Raw genomic sequence first — 15870 nt, 5'->3', positions numbered from 1 at the left:
CTCAACACACAAATTAATTTAAGTTTCATTTAACAAACTCGTAAATATCGACACTATATATAATAGTTTCTAATACTAAACAATCTATATCAAACCGTTTTAGGTCTGATATATTACGCCTATAATTCACCTAATGGGATTATTTATATGGCGTATGATGACGTTCTGTGTACATAAAAAACTAATAATACCAAAACGTAAAGCTATCGCAATGATTAGTGATTTATTGAAATAAAACCGTGTTACTAACACGGAACCCATCCAAATAAAAAAACATCAGTCACTTAACAAAGTAACTGATGACACCGGGCAGCATGAAAAATGTATCTCTAATTAGTTAATCATCCAAATTATTGATAAGTCAACTTTATAAATATGCCAGTCCAACTTCCCCATAAGTTTTAGAAGAAAATACCATTACCCACAATAAAACTCACAATTGAAATCAACAGAATAATTGATAAGCAAATAGCATGAAATACCTTATGATTAGCTAATAGCGCAATATACTCTCTAATAAAGGCGTTAGGAATAAAGAACCGACTGGTTTTTGCACCTAACCCATCTATTTGTAAACCGACTAAGCGAGCATAACCAGCTGCCCTAAACGTATGATAATCACTCGTCGCAAATAGACCTTGCGCTAAATTCAATCCATGTGATTGCAATATTTTCTTTGAAAACAACATGTTTTCGTATGTCGTTTTTGACTGATCTTCAATTAAAACTCGGCTCGTTTGTGCCCCGTGATGATTAGCGTAATCAGCCATGGCAACACCTTCCGGTAATTCCTCGTCACCACCTTGACCACCTGAAAAAATTAACCAGGGATAGTGACCTGTTTTGGATTGCTGTTTATTAGCAAAATCCAAAGCAATTTGAATCCGTGAAGCCAATAATGGTGAAACTTCTTTACCATTAAGTAACCCTGGTCCTAGTACAATAATATATTCTTGATTATATTTCGGTCGATATAATCTGGTCAAAATAAACGACGTAATAAATGCCAAGAACCAAAAAGCCAAATATAGAATAACTGGTTCAACCAACGTGACATATAAGCCAACTGCCTGATTGCTGAGTAATCTACTATCAATAGACCGTACAATTGGTAAAATGACAATGATTAAAATACCTAGGAGTAAGGTAAGCATATTGCCCAATGTATGACTTTCACGACGCCATACCGTCCAAGCATTCCAAAGTAATAGAACCCCTAACAACGAATATAAAATTGCTAATGGAATCAAAATAAGGATAACACCAACATAAAAAATTACTCTTAACCATTGGATATCCATTAGCTCAACCAAAAACATTAGTGTAATTCCAAGTAGTATTACTGAAAAATTTGCCAAAACCCCATTTAATAATCGAAACTTATTTTGACGCATACTTAACACTAATGCGGTGATACAAGTCACAGTTAATATCAGCAATAGAATCAACGGCACACTAGCGACACCATTTATCATAGTCATTTCCGCCATACCTCCTATAATCATGTTTAACACATATGAAAATTATACAAAAAGACCGGCTAGAAGACTACTAAATCATACAACAAATAAGGACACGTTACAGGGTATCACTTTTATGATATTCTTAATTAAGATTATTTCAAAAAAGAAAGATAAATAAAATTATGAAAAAGAAAATTATTACCGTTGTTGCGGGAATACTTGCAATTATCCTAATCGTCGTTGTCTCAGAACACTCTCAAAATACGACTAGTCATCATGACAGCAATGTCAGTGCTAGTAAATGGACCAAAAAATCCTTTGACAAACTAAAAATTGGTGATTTCAATAAAAATGGCCAAGGTGGCGCAAGCTACGAAGAAGTTATCGCTAAATATGGTCGACCAGACAAAAAGTCAAAATCAAAGACTAATGGCTATACAATAACTGTTGTTTCTTGGAAGAACATAGCTGGCGATTATACTGGTGTCACGCTAACCTTCTTAAGTCAAAAAGATACAACTAAAACTGCCAAATTAACTTCTAAGACCATATTAGATTCGAAAACCATCAATTTGGCTAAAAAATGGACGATGTCTAACTACAACGCCATCACACTTGAAGACAAAGATAGTAATGAACATGATGGTGATTCATTAGATAGCTTAACTAATAAGTATGGTAAGCCAGCTTCGTTAACCCTTGCCCGGATTAATGGTAAAGTCCAAACTAATGCCGTTTGGCATAACACAAATGGTGGTGCTAACGGAACTGTGTCTGTTGATTTTTCAGAACAAAATACCGCAACTGATAAAAAACAAGAAAAATTACGCTAAATAAAAATAGGTTTGAAACTTCACCCATACTGTAGCACCTGGGAATCAGCTTCAAACCTATTTTTTTATTTTATGCTAATTAATTAAAAAAATTACCATCTGCAATGTCCGCCAATGTATCTCTTGAAGGAATAAAGAATAACTGACCGCTCAACAATGTTGAGAATGTTAGTAGAAAATCTGACTTCTCTAGCATTTGCTCTAACATCTGCTTTGTAACCTGCCAGTGGCGAGCATAACCAATGAAATAAGTACCGGTATAATCCATGGCCGGATCAGAAAATGGGACATTCATACGAATAATTTTCTGTTCTTCGCCATCAATTTCTAATTTAGAAGCAACGTTGTGCGCATTTTCCAATTTATCATCATCATCTAATTCCATATCATCAAATTTATGACGACCAACAGCCTTTTCTTGATGTTCAACGGATAGATTTTCCCAAAATGCCATATCATGCTGCCATTTTTGCGCAAATGCATAAGATCCATTTATAAAATCAGAGTCCTCGTCACCAATAATTGCATAATCAGCAGCATCCTCAGGGGCTGGTGCCTCAGTACCATCAATAAACCCGATAATCGCACGCCCTTCTAGGTAGCGAAAACCCTTGGTCTCATCGATAACTGTTGTAACTGGTGCCAATAGCTTCATAAATTGACGAACAATTTCATAGACGACCGCTTCTTCACTCGCGCGAATATGCAAAAAAATGTCGCCATCACTAGCTGGCATGCTATATTCTGCCCCAGTTAATGTTTGATAGGTCTCTAGTTCCTGCGGCTTTTTCGCATTTGGAAACAGGTAGTCCCATGCCTGATTACTAAACCCGATAGCAACCTGTAAACCTGCTTCTGGTTTGCGAATACGCATTGAACGGATGATAGCCTGTGACATATCAGCAAAATTTGCAACTTGCTCTTGTTCATCAGTCAAATCTTGGCGATTCAATGCCAAAACAATAAATGATACATTCTTACCTGGATCTTTCCAAACATCCTGCGCTAGGCTCGCATTAAACATTTTAGGACACCCTCCAAAAAAATATTTTTTAATACACCTTAATCATACAATAGATAACTACTATTTAGAACATCCCTGTTATGCTAATTTTCTAAATAATAAGACCTGACTTGGGAAGTAAAGTCTCCTGCTTGGGTTGGGTCATCATAACGGCCTATATTCATTAATTCATCACCTGAGAATTGCTCCCCTGTTGCTTGATCAACATAAATTCCTTCTGGTAATAGCCCAACAAGCTTGGTGATAGTGAAATTCTGTTGTGACGACGCCAAAAGTCTAAAATGATAAACCAAAACGTCATGACCGTCTGGACTAACGAATTCCCATGCCGCTTCATTGCTTTGGAATGGATCCTTCAAACGATAAAAATCACCAAATTGAATGAGATGCCGGTGTGCCTTATAAAATGCAACTTGTTCTTTCACTAATTGCTTCTCTGCGACGGTCATTTTTTGCACATCAAGTTCATAACCAAACACGCCGGAACTGGCAACGTCTCCTCGTGTTTGCAATGAAATAGTCCGTTGTGTTTGCGGATTTGGCACTGCTGCGACATGCGCCGTCATACTAGAAACCGGATAGCCAAATGTTGTCCCATATTGAATTTTAATACGTTCAGCAGCATCAGTACTATCTGATGTCCAAGTTTGTGGGAAATAATAAAGCATCCCCGCATCAAAGCGGCCACCACCACTTGAACAACCCTCAAATAAAATATCGGGATAACGTTTTGTCAAACGATCTACTAAGTCATAAACGCCAAGTATATACCGGTGAGAAACTTCTCCTTGTTGTTCACTGTTCAAAACAGCAGAATAAACCTCAGTCATATGACGATTCATATCCCATTTAATATAATCAATCGGTACCCGATCAAGAATCGCAATCATTTGTTCGTAAATATTGTCGACAACTTCTGGTCGAGAAAAATCCAACACATATTGATCTCTTGATAACGACATTGGCCGATTAGGAATGCGAATCGCATAATCTGGATGCTGACGATACAAATCTGAATTTTCTGAAATCATTTCGGGCTCAAACCATAAGCCAAACGCCATATTCTTAGCATGTACCTTTTCAGCTAAACCACGTAAACCACCACCGCTGGCTAACTTACTTGTATATTCATACCAATCACCCAATGAACGACGATCGTCATCACGTTGACCAAACCAACCATCATCCAAAACAAACATTTCAATTCCTAATGGTGCTGCTTCGTCTAAAATTGCTTCAATTTTTTTAGCACTAAAGTCAAAATAGGTAGCTTCCCAGTTGTTAATGACAATTGGTCGATCTTGATATTGATGAGTACCACGAGCAACCCGTTCACGTAACAAATGATGATAAGTCTGTGACATACCATTCAAGCCTGCATCTGAATAGACTAAAATCGCTTCTGGAGATTGAAAACTTTCGTTTGGTGCTAATTGCCAGCTAAAGCCAGCTTCATTGATCCCCGTCACGAGACGTACTTGATCAATATAGTCTTTTTCAAAAGTAAATTGATGATTTCCTGAATAGACTAGTTGAATTCCCACCGCCTCACCAGTTTGTTCTGTAGTATTAGGGTCAACTGCAATAACAAATGGATTCATGTGATGTGAACTGGCTCCACGACGACTACTAAATGTTGTAATGTCTTGGCGTAAAGGTGCTCGCTCAACCTGGCGCTCATGGAATTGTGAGCCAGGGAACGAAATAACCTCCATAGCTTGTTTTGGAGAATCAAGTTGTAACGAAGCGACTTTTTCAATACTAAATGAGTATTCACTTTCATTGAAAACCTGCGTTGATCGTGTAATCACGGCCCGATTAGCATAAATTGTATAGTAAAGCACGACCGATGCATTTAACGTCGCATCTTTTAATTTAATAGCTAAGGTCTGTGCTTCTTCCTCTTGTTTGACATATGTTTGCGGCAATCCTGTCAATGATGGTTTCCCTGGGAAAATTTCATATGAATCATAACGAAAATCAGTTGCCAAGACACCGTCTGCAGATTTAATGACAATTGCGGGACTTCTAAAATCACCGGTTTGATTACCAGCAAATTCTTGTGGCAACACATCCTTGGAGTAATGCCGATCGACTGCCCCAGGCCGACCTGCCAGATTAGGAGATAATTTCCGTTCATATCTTGGATAATGACGAGAGCCATGATATCCCGTCACCCGTTTACCAAAATATAAATGACTTAAAATACCGCCTTCTTCAATCGACATTAAATATGAAATTTTTTCATTTCTCAAATGGAACGTCCGTTGCGCTTTATCAAACGTGATGACTGCTTTTTCCATATAATTCTCCATAGCTGCGGCTCATCCTTCTTTTATCACTAAATTAATAAATAAACTTCTATTAATATTGTAACCGCTTACTTAAAAAGTAACAAATGATTAAAAAAGCCCACGACCTTCCTTTAAAACAGAAAGTCATGGGTTTTGGATGTTATTAAACTGGTTAACACATCCCATAAATTATTCAGTAATTATTTAACGAGCTCTCGCCGAACGTAACCGACTATTTGTCACAATTTCAATTTGTCGTAACGTTGCTGCATCAACATGCAAGCCACTCGCTATTTGACCAAATGTCCACGTTGGGTGGCGCTCACATAGATCATGAAAATGGGCAATCAGTTTGTCATTGACCTGTGGTTGCGTCGCTGTTTGTGATTCCCCAGCAACAAAATTAGTGACATCTGTCTTCTCAAAACTATAATGTAAACGACTTGGTCCCATTGCTCCAGTTGCAAAATCCATTGTACTTTTCCTCCCAATTACCAGGTTAAAAATATCAACAACAACTCCTATGGAAAATATATTAACACTTTTATTAAACAAAATAAAGCTAACTTTAATAGTTTAACTTTAAATTTTAATTCGTATTTTTTAGATTTATGCTTAATTATTTTTAAATATTAAAAATAAAGTTCGCTTATTATGCATAAACGACGTAAAAAATTACGTATAATAAAACACTCGTTAGACCAGTTAAAAGAAAATAATAAAAAAGAGATATCCTTTACAAAGGATATCTCTCATAACATTTACTCTACGGACGTACTGTCTTTTCATTTGTTTCTCTGGGGAACTTAAGCATAAAAGTGATTAAGAACGAAACCGCCAAGAAAACAGCGACAATCATATATGGATAACTTGGGTGAAGATCCAACAATGCACCGGCAACTAATGGACCAATCACATTACCAACACTAGTTAGTGACATATTCAACCCATTAATAACACCCTGATTATGTGGGCTAATTTTAGTCAATATAGTCGTGATTGCAGGACGAATCAAATCAAATGCTTCAAAGACCAACAAGGTTGCTAAAATGACACCCACCTTTGACTGTGCAACTAGGATCCAAATCGTACCAATCAAAGAAAACAAGAAACAATATTTAATGATATTCTTTTCGCCAAACTTAGATACTAACCAGTCGAACATCGCAACCTGTAAGAACAAAGATAGTGCCCCGTTCAAGGTCAAGACCAAAGCGATATTATTCAAACTAAAATGATGAACCTGGTTAACGAATAGACTATAAATACTTTCAAAGCCTTGCAATCCAAATGACGAAACAAGTATCAAAACAAATAATATAATGCCCGACTTACCCAATATTTGCATCATATTGTCATGCTGTTCAAGGTTGTCTTGCACATCAACTTCATATTCAGCCAGATTTTGTTGTTCAAGTTCCTTAGGTAACATGAAATACATCGCAATCATACTGATGATTCCTAAAGTACCTGCAAACCAGAAAGGTAACTTATAATCAATATTGGCTAGTAAACCTCCTAAACCAGGGCCTAAGATCAGACCACCTGAAAAGGCAGCCGATAGCCAACCAATGGCACGTGCACGATACTTTTTTGTTGTAATATCAGCAGCCAAAGCCATTTCAGTTGGCACAATCATTGCTGCTGAAATACCCCCGATGATTCTCGAAACATCAAAAACCAATAATTGATTGGTGATTGCGAATAAATACTCTGAGACAGTAAACAAAAACAACCCCAATAGTATAATCGGTTTACGCCCTATTTGATCAGAAATTCGCCCAATAATTGGAGAAGCAATGAACTGCGCAAAAGCAAACAGCGCATTCATGACCCCCATATCAAACCCAGACAAATTTAATTCATTCCTTAAAAAAGGCATGACGGGAATAACAATAGAAATCCCTAAACAAACTAAAAATTCACTAAAAATTAAAATAAACAGAGCCTTTTTAACTGTTTTTGACAATTCCCTTCCTCCTTAATGTTATAACCACCAGTTCATTGAATTCATAATTCTCAACCATTAGCTAAAACTTTATTTTTATTTGAGACCAATTTTAATATCATAACAGAGAAAGATAGATAAAGTCTACTAAAAAATATTTCTATTTCATTTAACAAGCCAAATAAGTAAAATATCAAATCGTAACATTTCATGAAAATGGTATAATATGAGCACTATAGATTTTAAGGAGCTAAAATGTCTACACGTCAAAAATTTATTCGCAATTTTGCCATTGTTGCCCATATTGATCACGGTAAATCAACCCTTGCTGACCGTATTATGGAAATGACTAGTACCATCTCAGAACGAGAAGCTGAAGACCAACTACTTGATGATTTAAGCGTTGAAAAAGCACATGGTGTGACTGTCAAATCACGAACTGTTCGGAACTATTTCATTGATGATCACGGTGATGAATATCAATATAACTTGATTGATACCCCTGGTCACGTGGACTTCAACTATGAAGTCTCACGTAGTTTATCAGCTACCGATGGTGTTCTATTACTGGTCGATGCGACAAAAGGTGTGCAAGCCCAAACCGTTGCTAACTATCGCCTTGCAAAAGAAGCTAACCTAGTTATCATCCCCATTGTCAACAAAATTGATACCGCTGCAGCTGAGGTTGAAGCAACTATTAATCAACTGGGTGATTTGGATGATGCCTTTACGCCAGAAAACATCATTAAAATTTCTGCTAAAAGTGGCCTTAATGTTGAAGCAGTCTTAACAACTATTCGTGACCGCATCCCTGCACCAGCCGGTGATGAAAACTCAGCTTTACAAGCCCTAGTTTTCGACTCAAAATTTGATCCTTATAAAGGTATCATTGTTCAGGCGCGACTCGTTCAAGGAATGTTAAATAACAATGATCAAGTATTATTTATGGCCAACGAAATTAAATCAGGCATTAAGGAAATGGGTGTATTCGCGCCATTGATGACGCCAGTTAAACAATTAAGAGCTGGTGATGTCGGTTTTATCGTCACTGGTATCAAAGACCCTGAAGCTGTGAAAGTTGGAGATACAATTACCCTAGCTAAACAACCTGTTGCGGCCGCCCTACCTGGTTATCAAGACGTGGAGCCCATGGTTTATGCTGGTCTTTACCCTCGCGGCAGTGAATTTAAAGATTTAAAAGTTGGCATTGAAAAACTTGCTCTGAATGATGCTGCTTTTCAGTACGAACCCGAACAATCCGAAGCCCTTGGTATGGGATTTCGTGGTGGTTTTTTAGGTATCTTCCATTTGCAAATTATTCGTGAACGTTTGAAAGAAGAATTTGGCTTAGATGTATTGACCACTATGCCTAATTCGACCTATCGCGTTACTGTTAAAAATGAAGACGAACCAATTTATGTTGAAAATCCAACCCAGTTCCCAGATTATGGACAAATTGTTTTAGTAGAGGAACCTTATATGTTAGCTAAAATGACCATGCCTAATGAGATGTTAAATGACGTCATGCGTTTGGCAGAAGGTCGACGTGGTGAATTGGTTGACTTGGAAACCATTGGTGCTATGCTCTTAGTTACTTATCGGATGCCAATTTCAGAAATTGCCTATGATTTCTTTAATGAGTTAAAGTCTGTTTCGCATGGTTTCGCCACCCTTTCAACAACGTTTGATCAATACCAACCATCAGATTTAGTTAGAATTGACGTTGCTATCGATTATGCCAAAATTGACGCACTAACTTTCGTTGTCCATCGATTAAAAGCTAATCGTATGGGTATCGAACTGGTTGACAAACTGAAAGATTTAATTCCTCGTAAACTACAAGCAATGCCAGTACAGGCTATTGTTGAAGGACGAGCAATTGCTCGCGCTGATGTGCCGCCTTTGCGTAAAGCTCAAGCTTCAGGTACGAAAGTATCAAAGAAACAACAACAGATGCGTCGTCAAGGTGTGAAAAAGAGTGATATTGAATTACCACAATCCGTCTTTGATGCTGTTTTACAAATGAATAGTAATTAAAAACGAAACCCGCTCATCAAAATGAACGGGTTTCGTTTTTTAATTATTTTTCTAAATCAATCGTTCGACTAATGATGTAAACAATAATTGCTCCGATAACTAAAGCACCAAATTCACCCAATGCGGTCCAAGCATATGTTGCCCAGAATGGTGTCTTAGCAATATAGTATAGTTCAGCAGCAATCACCCACATCATCAAAGTGTCAACCACAGTACTAATAGCCAGACGTGCCACAATACTTTTAACATGCTTAGCCAAATAGTAAGAAATTGATAACATCAACAATGTCTGCAAGGTACCAACAATCATGTCAACAATCCCGTATGGCGACCAAATATTAGCAATAAATACACCCAGCGTGATAGCCACGATATAGCGTTTATTAAACACTGCTAAATGATTAAAGGCTTCAGAAAAGCGCAATTGAACCGGTCCATATGAAGCAAACGGTAGTGCCACAGTTGCCACCACGTAGAGTGCGGCGATAACAGCTGTTATTGTCATATTTCTTGTTGAACTAATTTGATGAGTTTTTTGTGCCATATTTTCTACTCCTAGTTTTTTTGAGTGGGATGGTTACGAACCACTGTTATTTAAAATAGCACTATCAAATAATAATTGCAACTACCTGTATAGATTAGAAAGATACGGCAATTGGCTGATCACGGAATGATTCAACTAAAGCTGAATCAAGCGTTAATTGAATAATGACATGGTTGTTAAAATTATCATCTAATGCTTTAATCTCTGGGTGTTTTTGTAAAGTTGCTTGCACTTGATCGTCAGCGATGACAGATGCGGCAACATGCTTTGAACTAAACCGTGCGCCTGTCTTTTCATCATACCAAGTAGTGACCGCAGCCACACCATTACGAGCAATATTGGCTGTACGTTCTGTATCCGAACCAGTAACGACAAAGAAAACATTGTCATCACTTGCGGATTGCTTGAAGGTGACAATGCTTGCCGTTAAATTCCCCGTTTCTGACTTTGTCGCAAGGACAAAAACATTTTCTACTTTAGCTAATGTATTGTTAAACACTTCATCACTATTACTATCAGTATTGCTACTAAACTTCTTCCGTTGTTTTAAGATGGTCAACGTTGTTAATGGGATAATTAAAACAATATAACCGATAATAGTTATCAAAATACCCTGTAGCCAAAAACCGCTCACATTAAATAAACTAACGATGCCTAATGATATAAAAATTGTGATAAAAAATATAATAAATAACTGAATAAATCTTTTGGGATACATGTTTGTTTTCTCCTTCACAAGTGATTTTATCACAAAACACTAGTGCTACTCAAAACATATTATGGTAAAACTATATACAATTCAATAATTAATGATATTCATCATTATCAAAAATAAAACAGCATAAAAAAATAAGACAATCCCGAAAGTTTCAATTTCAGGCATTGTCTTATTTTAGTCAATAATCAAATGTATGCTTACAATTGACCCCATGCTTGTGAAGCAATTGATGGGAACAAGTAAACCATGCGTTCTAGTTCAGCTGGACCAAACTTAAACTCAATAGCTGGCAACAAAGCATCGATGACATCTTCTGCCTTGTTAGAAACCTCTGTTGCCCCCACTAGCTTGTGATCAGCATCAAAAATCAATGTATTATGACCGATTTGCTCTTTGTCAACTTGACGATACCAGTCCCCTGACAAGTCATTTTCAACGATCGTGTACTTGTCTGGATCTGCTTGAGCTTCAGCAACAGTCACACCAGCCTTAGCGATACGAGGTGAAGTGAACACAACTGATGGAATTACTGGATATTGAATAGCGTCAGTTGTTTCACCAGCAAATGTGTGCATCAAATATGTTGATTCAAAAATTGCTGTTGGTGTCAACTTTGGTTGCTCTTTATCAATCACATCACCAGAAGCGTAAATATTTGGTACTGAAGTACGTAGATGATCATCTACTTCAATACCCTTTTCATTAAACTTGATACCAAGTTCTTCAAGACCTAAGTTTTCAACGTTTGGAATTCGACCAGTAGCATCTAATACCCAATCAGTGTCAATATTTAAATCACTGCCACGAACAACCAAGCCATTTGCACCACCGACGATTGCTTCTACTTCAATTTCACGGACAAACTTAACGCCCTTTGATTCTAGGTCAGAGATAACCGTTTCAACGTATGGTTGGTGGTAAGCACGTAAGGCCTTGTCACCATGCAAAACAACTGTTACTTCTGAGCCAGCTGCTTGAGCCATTGTTGCAAATTCCATTGCAATATAACCAGCACCAATAATCGTTACTCGCTTAGGCATCTCACTCAAATTCATAAACTCTTCTGAATCATGAGCTAGGTCATCACCAGGAATATCCAAGCGATGTGGACGTAGACCTGTTGACAAGACAATGTTTTCAGCCGTCTTTTCCTCACCGTTTACTTTAACGGTATGGTTATCAACAAGGGTACCGCGACCAAATAGGATATCAATATCTGAAGAATCCAACAATCCTTGAATGAAATCTGGCAAACCAGCGATAATTTCGTGCTTATGTGCTTGGTTTTCAGACCAATTAATTTTAATATCACCATCGACAATACCATGGACTTCTTCTAAGTGACGCTTCAAAGCGACAGGTGAATCCAAAGCAATTTTGGCATTACATCCACGATTTGGGCAAGTTCCTCCAATAAGATCTTGCTCGACAACAGCTACTTTCTTACCTTTAGCTGCTAATGGTGCTGCACCATCAAACGTCCCATGACCACTACCGATATACAATACATCATAATCATATGCTGTCATTCTGTTTCTTCCTCCCGTGGAATTTTACTAAAAGTTCTCAATCAGCTGATATCTCTTAAATCAACCGTTACACCTAGTATATAAGAAAAGTATCAAACGTGCATTTATTTTAGCTTAATTTTTTGCATTACTTAAAAATTGCTCCAGTTGCCATCACAATAAATTCTTCAACCTCAGCATCAGAAACTGTCAGGCCATTTTGGATACGTGATTGTAATAACCACTGCATAGGCTGAATCGTTTGCGCAACAATCAAATCAACACTACCTGTTACTAATAAACGTTGTCGGTATGCCTGTGTAATAACGGCCAATAACTCATTATTTAATAATGAACCACTGTTCTGTAATTCTGCTGGTAAAAATTGTGGATTTGCTAGCATTGCTGCTAGAAATTCAACCTCCTTCACATTATTTTTAAAGCGTGCCGCATACTGTCTGAGGATATCCGCAAATTGTTCCTTAATTGGTAAATCTGCCGCGGGCATTGTCATATTGTTGATTAGCAAATTTTGTACCTGCTGGAATAATTTCCCCAACAAATCTGCTTTATTATCATAATAAACATACGCCGTTGCAACTGAGACACCAGCTCGCTTAGCCATTTTATTAATACTTAAATTGATAATTCCCTGTTCTGCAACTAAATCAATAGCTGCCTCGGATAAAGCTGATATTTTATTTTCATCTCGTTGTCTCATGATTCTATTTTAGCCTGTTTAATCAAAAAAAATAAGAGTGAACCTTTAAATTAAGGTCACTCTTATGATTTTATTTTAGAAATACTAATTATTTAATACTTGCTAAATATTTAATAAAGCGATCCAAGCCTGCTTGTCCCTCTGCATCACCCTTATAGACACCAGCATCTTCAAGCACGCGAACGAATACTTTACCAACTTCTTCTTGAACAATTTCTGTTACCGTAGCTGGACTGACTTGTCGACTTTGCTTAATTTGTTGTGCCCAATCACGATGACCTTCGGCAATTTCATCAAGTGATGCACGATCAATTAAGAATTCTTCAACCTTCTGCAATTCCTTTAATAAGCGTGCTGGCAAAATAGCCAAGCCCATCACTTCAATCAAACCGATATTTTCTTGCTTAATGTGTTGGACATCGGCATGGGGATGGAAAATTCCCATTGGATACTCTGCTGAAGTCCCATTGTCACGAAGAACTAAGTACAACTCGTACTTACCATCTTTAAACTGCGCAATTGGTGTGACCGTATGTTGACGATCACCTTCATCACTAGTTGCAGAAATCATTAGTTTTTCATCAGAATACTTTTCCCAAGCCCGACGAATAAATTCACCAGCTGCCACAACATCAGCTGCATCAGTTGCGGATACTCGGAAAGCAGTCATTGGCCAATTCAATACATCAACTGAAACATTTTCATATTCAGGCAAAGCAACGTGTTGCTTGACCTCTGCCTTCATCATTGGAAATGCATGACGACCTGCTTGATAATGCTCTTGTGACAAAATTGATCCACCAACAATTGGCAAATCCGCATTTGAACCAACCATGTACATTGGATACCGCGTAACAATTTGCATTAGACGTGTAAATGTCCGTAGACCCATCTGCATTGGTTGTCGTTTAAAGTTAACAAAAATGGCGTGTTCTTCAAAATATGCATATGGAGAATAATGCCAACCCCAAGTTTCATTACTGAAATTCTCACGAATAAAACGGTGTGTCAAACGTGGCGCTGCTGTCACTGTACCAAGATAACCTTCATTAGTATAATCTAATGCAGTTGGCGGATACGTAGCTTTCGGCGCACTAGCAGCGGCCTTAATTTCAGCAGTCGTCTTTTCCGGCTTTGACAAATTGATTGTAATCTCAATGTCCCCGTACTTTGAGTTATGGGTAAAAGCAATGTTTCGAGCAATGTCTTTCACTTTAACATTTTCAACTGATTCGCTAACAAAATAATAATATTTAACCGCTTGTTCAGGATCAACCTTGTACAAGCGTTCAAACTCAGTTGCCAAAACATCTGGTGTCGGCGTCACAATGTTTAGCAATTCCGTACGATTAATGGCTGCTTGCCAGCCCATTTCAAACTTAACGTCTTGGATTGCAATCAATTGATCAGCTAAGTCGCTTAAATTAGTATCCGTATTACCCGTTAGGCCCTGCGTAATAGTCGTAACACCTAACTTAGCTAGTACCAAATTTGTTCGATAAACTGTTTCGGCTTCTGAATAAGCATGCATGGCAACTCCCCATGCAACGAAATTCATTACGGCTTGACTTTGTTCTTCATTCAATGACTTCATTTTAAAACTTCGGCCTCCTACAAGGCATGTGTACCATCAACAATATCAGCTACAAAGAATGATGCTTGGTAACCAATCTTTTCGTTGTAAACTTTACCAACGGCTGCAGCAAAATTATCAGCTTCAGACTTGGCAACTAAGGCAATCGCACTACCACCAAAGCCAGCACCAGTCATACGAGCACCTAAGACACCTGGTTGTGCCATAGCAGCTGAAACCAATGTATCTAATTCAACACCCGTCACTTCATAATCATCACGCAATGAATTATGTGATTCTGTCAATAATTCACCAAAGCGCTTCATATCGTGATCTGATAAGGCCTTTTTAGCCAAAACAGTTCGTTCATTTTCAGCAACTGCATGACGAGCACGACGTTGATTTACTGAACTACTAATGTGATCAACGATTTTTTCAAATTCATCAGTTGTTAAGTCACCTAATGATTTGATATCAGTCACTGCTTGTAATTCTTCAAGCGCCTTTTGCGTCTCGGCACGACGTTCATTGTACTTTGAATCAACCAATTCACGCTTTTTGTTTGTTGTCATGATTACTAAGTCATAATCACCAAAGTCAGATGGGACCATTTCATAGTCCATTGTGTTTGTATCTAAGAAAATAGCTTGCTTTTCTTGACCAAAGGCAACCGCAAATTGATCCATAATCCCTGTTTGCAAACCAAGATAATCATTTTCTACGGCTTGACCAAGCTTTACTAATGATAAGGTATCCATACCGTAATCAAATAAATCATTCAACATAACACCGATCAACAATTCTAATGATGCCGATGAAGACAAACCTGATGCTGTTGGCATATCACCAACAATAGCCAAGTTAAACCCACGTGGTACTTCATGGCCTAATTTGCCCATTTCACTAATAACACCACGTACATACTTTACCCAGCTATCATATTGGCGAAGTTCCAAATCATCTGTTTTGAAAGTAACCATCCCAGCATCTTTAAAGTTTGCTGAGAATGCATGGATTTCATCATCATCACGTAATGATACTGCAGCATATGTTCCAACACTAATTGCGGCTGGGAACACATGACCACCATTATAATCAGTGTGCTCACCGATCAAATTAACACGTCCTGGTGAGAAGAAAAAGTGCTCTGCAGCATGTCCAAAACGACGTTGGAATGATTCACCTAATTCTTTTGTAAGAGTCATAA

At 37.8% G+C, this 15870-nt stretch carries 13 protein-coding genes and 1 riboswitch; of the genes, 2 read left to right on the top strand and 11 right to left on the bottom strand.

The window, feature by feature from the left end:
* Nucleotides 1-401 precede the first annotated feature (401 nt).
* The gene (locus FOL01_RS04460; protein WP_083603434.1) at nucleotides 402-1481 is read right to left on the bottom strand and encodes a YdcF family protein; all 1080 of its coding nucleotides are present in this window, start codon (nucleotides 1479-1481) and stop codon (nucleotides 402-404) included.
* 164 nt (nucleotides 1482-1645) lie between these two features.
* On the opposite strand from FOL01_RS04460, the gene FOL01_RS04455 reads away from it, so the two are divergent.
* Nucleotides 1646-2296 (top strand): DUF3862 domain-containing protein, encoded by a 651-nt coding sequence (locus tag FOL01_RS04455; protein WP_075269537.1) that lies wholly within the window; start codon nucleotides 1646-1648, stop codon nucleotides 2294-2296.
* A gap of 79 nt (nucleotides 2297-2375) precedes the next feature.
* Here FOL01_RS04455 and FOL01_RS04450 read toward each other — a convergent pair whose 3' ends face one another.
* From FOL01_RS04450 to FOL01_RS04435, 4 genes are all read right to left on the bottom strand, one after another.
* A complete protein-coding gene (locus FOL01_RS04450) occupies nucleotides 2376-3320 on the bottom strand; it encodes a Dyp-type peroxidase (RefSeq protein ID WP_075269536.1) in 945 nt (314 codons plus the stop codon).
* Between the two features lie 83 nt (nucleotides 3321-3403).
* Entirely contained in the window at nucleotides 3404-5623 is a 2220-nt protein-coding gene (locus tag FOL01_RS04445) for an alpha-galactosidase (protein WP_075269535.1), read from the bottom strand.
* Between the two features lie 195 nt (nucleotides 5624-5818).
* Nucleotides 5819-6088 (bottom strand): hypothetical protein, encoded by a 270-nt coding sequence (locus tag FOL01_RS04440; protein WP_075269534.1) that lies wholly within the window; start codon nucleotides 6086-6088, stop codon nucleotides 5819-5821.
* Nucleotides 6089-6380: 292 nt separating this feature from the next.
* A complete protein-coding gene (locus tag FOL01_RS04435; protein WP_075269533.1) occupies nucleotides 6381-7583 on the bottom strand; it encodes an MFS transporter in 1203 nt (400 codons plus the stop codon).
* A gap of 234 nt (nucleotides 7584-7817) precedes the next feature.
* Here FOL01_RS04435 and lepA point away from each other — a divergent pair, with 234 nt between their 5' ends.
* Nucleotides 7818-9599: a translation elongation factor 4 gene (lepA, locus tag FOL01_RS04430; RefSeq protein ID WP_075269532.1), complete on the top strand. Its 1782-nt coding sequence runs from the start codon at nucleotides 7818-7820 to the stop codon at nucleotides 9597-9599.
* A 43-nt stretch (nucleotides 9600-9642) separates the two neighbouring features.
* Here the strand turns inward: lepA and FOL01_RS04425 are convergent, their stop codons facing one another.
* The 6 genes from FOL01_RS04425 to FOL01_RS04400 all read right to left on the bottom strand — a co-directional run bounded on the left by FOL01_RS04425 (nucleotide 9643) and on the right by FOL01_RS04400 (nucleotide 15868).
* Nucleotides 9643-10143: a QueT transporter family protein gene (locus tag FOL01_RS04425; protein ID WP_075269531.1), complete on the bottom strand. Its 501-nt coding sequence runs from the start codon at nucleotides 10141-10143 to the stop codon at nucleotides 9643-9645.
* A gap of 5 nt (nucleotides 10144-10148) precedes the next feature.
* Nucleotides 10149-10193, bottom strand: a riboswitch (PreQ1 riboswitch).
* A gap of 44 nt (nucleotides 10194-10237) precedes the next feature.
* Nucleotides 10238-10861, bottom strand: coding sequence for a pyridoxamine 5'-phosphate oxidase family protein (locus FOL01_RS04420; RefSeq protein WP_075269530.1), 624 nt, complete (start codon nucleotides 10859-10861; stop codon nucleotides 10238-10240).
* A gap of 197 nt (nucleotides 10862-11058) precedes the next feature.
* Nucleotides 11059-12390, bottom strand: a complete 1332-nt coding sequence (locus tag FOL01_RS04415) for a dihydrolipoyl dehydrogenase family protein (RefSeq protein ID WP_075269529.1) — start codon at nucleotides 12388-12390, stop codon at nucleotides 11059-11061.
* Between the two features lie 127 nt (nucleotides 12391-12517).
* Nucleotides 12518-13090 (bottom strand): TetR/AcrR family transcriptional regulator, encoded by a 573-nt coding sequence (locus tag FOL01_RS04410; RefSeq protein WP_075269528.1) that lies wholly within the window; start codon nucleotides 13088-13090, stop codon nucleotides 12518-12520.
* 88 nt (nucleotides 13091-13178) lie between these two features.
* The gene (locus FOL01_RS04405; protein ID WP_075269527.1) at nucleotides 13179-14684 is read right to left on the bottom strand and encodes a UDP-glucose--hexose-1-phosphate uridylyltransferase; all 1506 of its coding nucleotides are present in this window, start codon (nucleotides 14682-14684) and stop codon (nucleotides 13179-13181) included.
* Between the two features lie 17 nt (nucleotides 14685-14701).
* Nucleotides 14702-15868: a galactokinase gene (locus tag FOL01_RS04400; protein ID WP_075269526.1), complete on the bottom strand. Its 1167-nt coding sequence runs from the start codon at nucleotides 15866-15868 to the stop codon at nucleotides 14702-14704.
* Between the last annotated feature and the right edge of the window lie 2 nt (nucleotides 15869-15870).

This window comes from Weissella thailandensis (assembly GCF_001932615.1).
GTDB lineage: Bacteria > Bacillota > Bacilli > Lactobacillales > Lactobacillaceae > Weissella > Weissella thailandensis.
The sequence above is the reverse complement of the archived record's forward strand: the minus strand, read 5'-3'. Positions and strand labels throughout refer to the sequence as shown.

Coding starts and splice junctions, on each gene's coding strand:
- FOL01_RS04420 (WP_075269530.1), bottom strand. CDS start 10,861: ATGTATCCCAAAAGATTTATTCAGTTATTTATTATATTTTTTATCACA.
- FOL01_RS04460 (WP_083603434.1), bottom strand. CDS start 1,481: ATGACTATGATAAATGGTGTCGCTAGTGTGCCGTTGATTCTATTGCTG.
- FOL01_RS04400 (WP_075269526.1), bottom strand. CDS start 15,868: ATGACTCTTACAAAAGAATTAGGTGAATCATTCCAACGTCGTTTTGGA.
- FOL01_RS04405 (WP_075269527.1), bottom strand. CDS start 14,684: ATGAAGTCATTGAATGAAGAACAAAGTCAAGCCGTAATGAATTTCGTT.
- FOL01_RS04450 (WP_075269536.1), bottom strand. CDS start 3,320: ATGTTTAATGCGAGCCTAGCGCAGGATGTTTGGAAAGATCCAGGTAAG.
- FOL01_RS04445 (WP_075269535.1), bottom strand. CDS start 5,623: ATGGAAAAAGCAGTCATCACGTTTGATAAAGCGCAACGGACGTTCCAT.
- FOL01_RS04410 (WP_075269528.1), bottom strand. CDS start 13,090: ATGAGACAACGAGATGAAAATAAAATATCAGCTTTATCCGAGGCAGCT.
- FOL01_RS04440 (WP_075269534.1), bottom strand. CDS start 6,088: ATGGATTTTGCAACTGGAGCAATGGGACCAAGTCGTTTACATTATAGT.
- lepA (WP_075269532.1), top strand. CDS start 7,818: ATGTCTACACGTCAAAAATTTATTCGCAATTTTGCCATTGTTGCCCAT.
- FOL01_RS04415 (WP_075269529.1), bottom strand. CDS start 12,390: ATGACAGCATATGATTATGATGTATTGTATATCGGTAGTGGTCATGGG.
- FOL01_RS04425 (WP_075269531.1), bottom strand. CDS start 10,143: ATGGCACAAAAAACTCATCAAATTAGTTCAACAAGAAATATGACAATA.
- FOL01_RS04455 (WP_075269537.1), top strand. CDS start 1,646: ATGAAAAAGAAAATTATTACCGTTGTTGCGGGAATACTTGCAATTATC.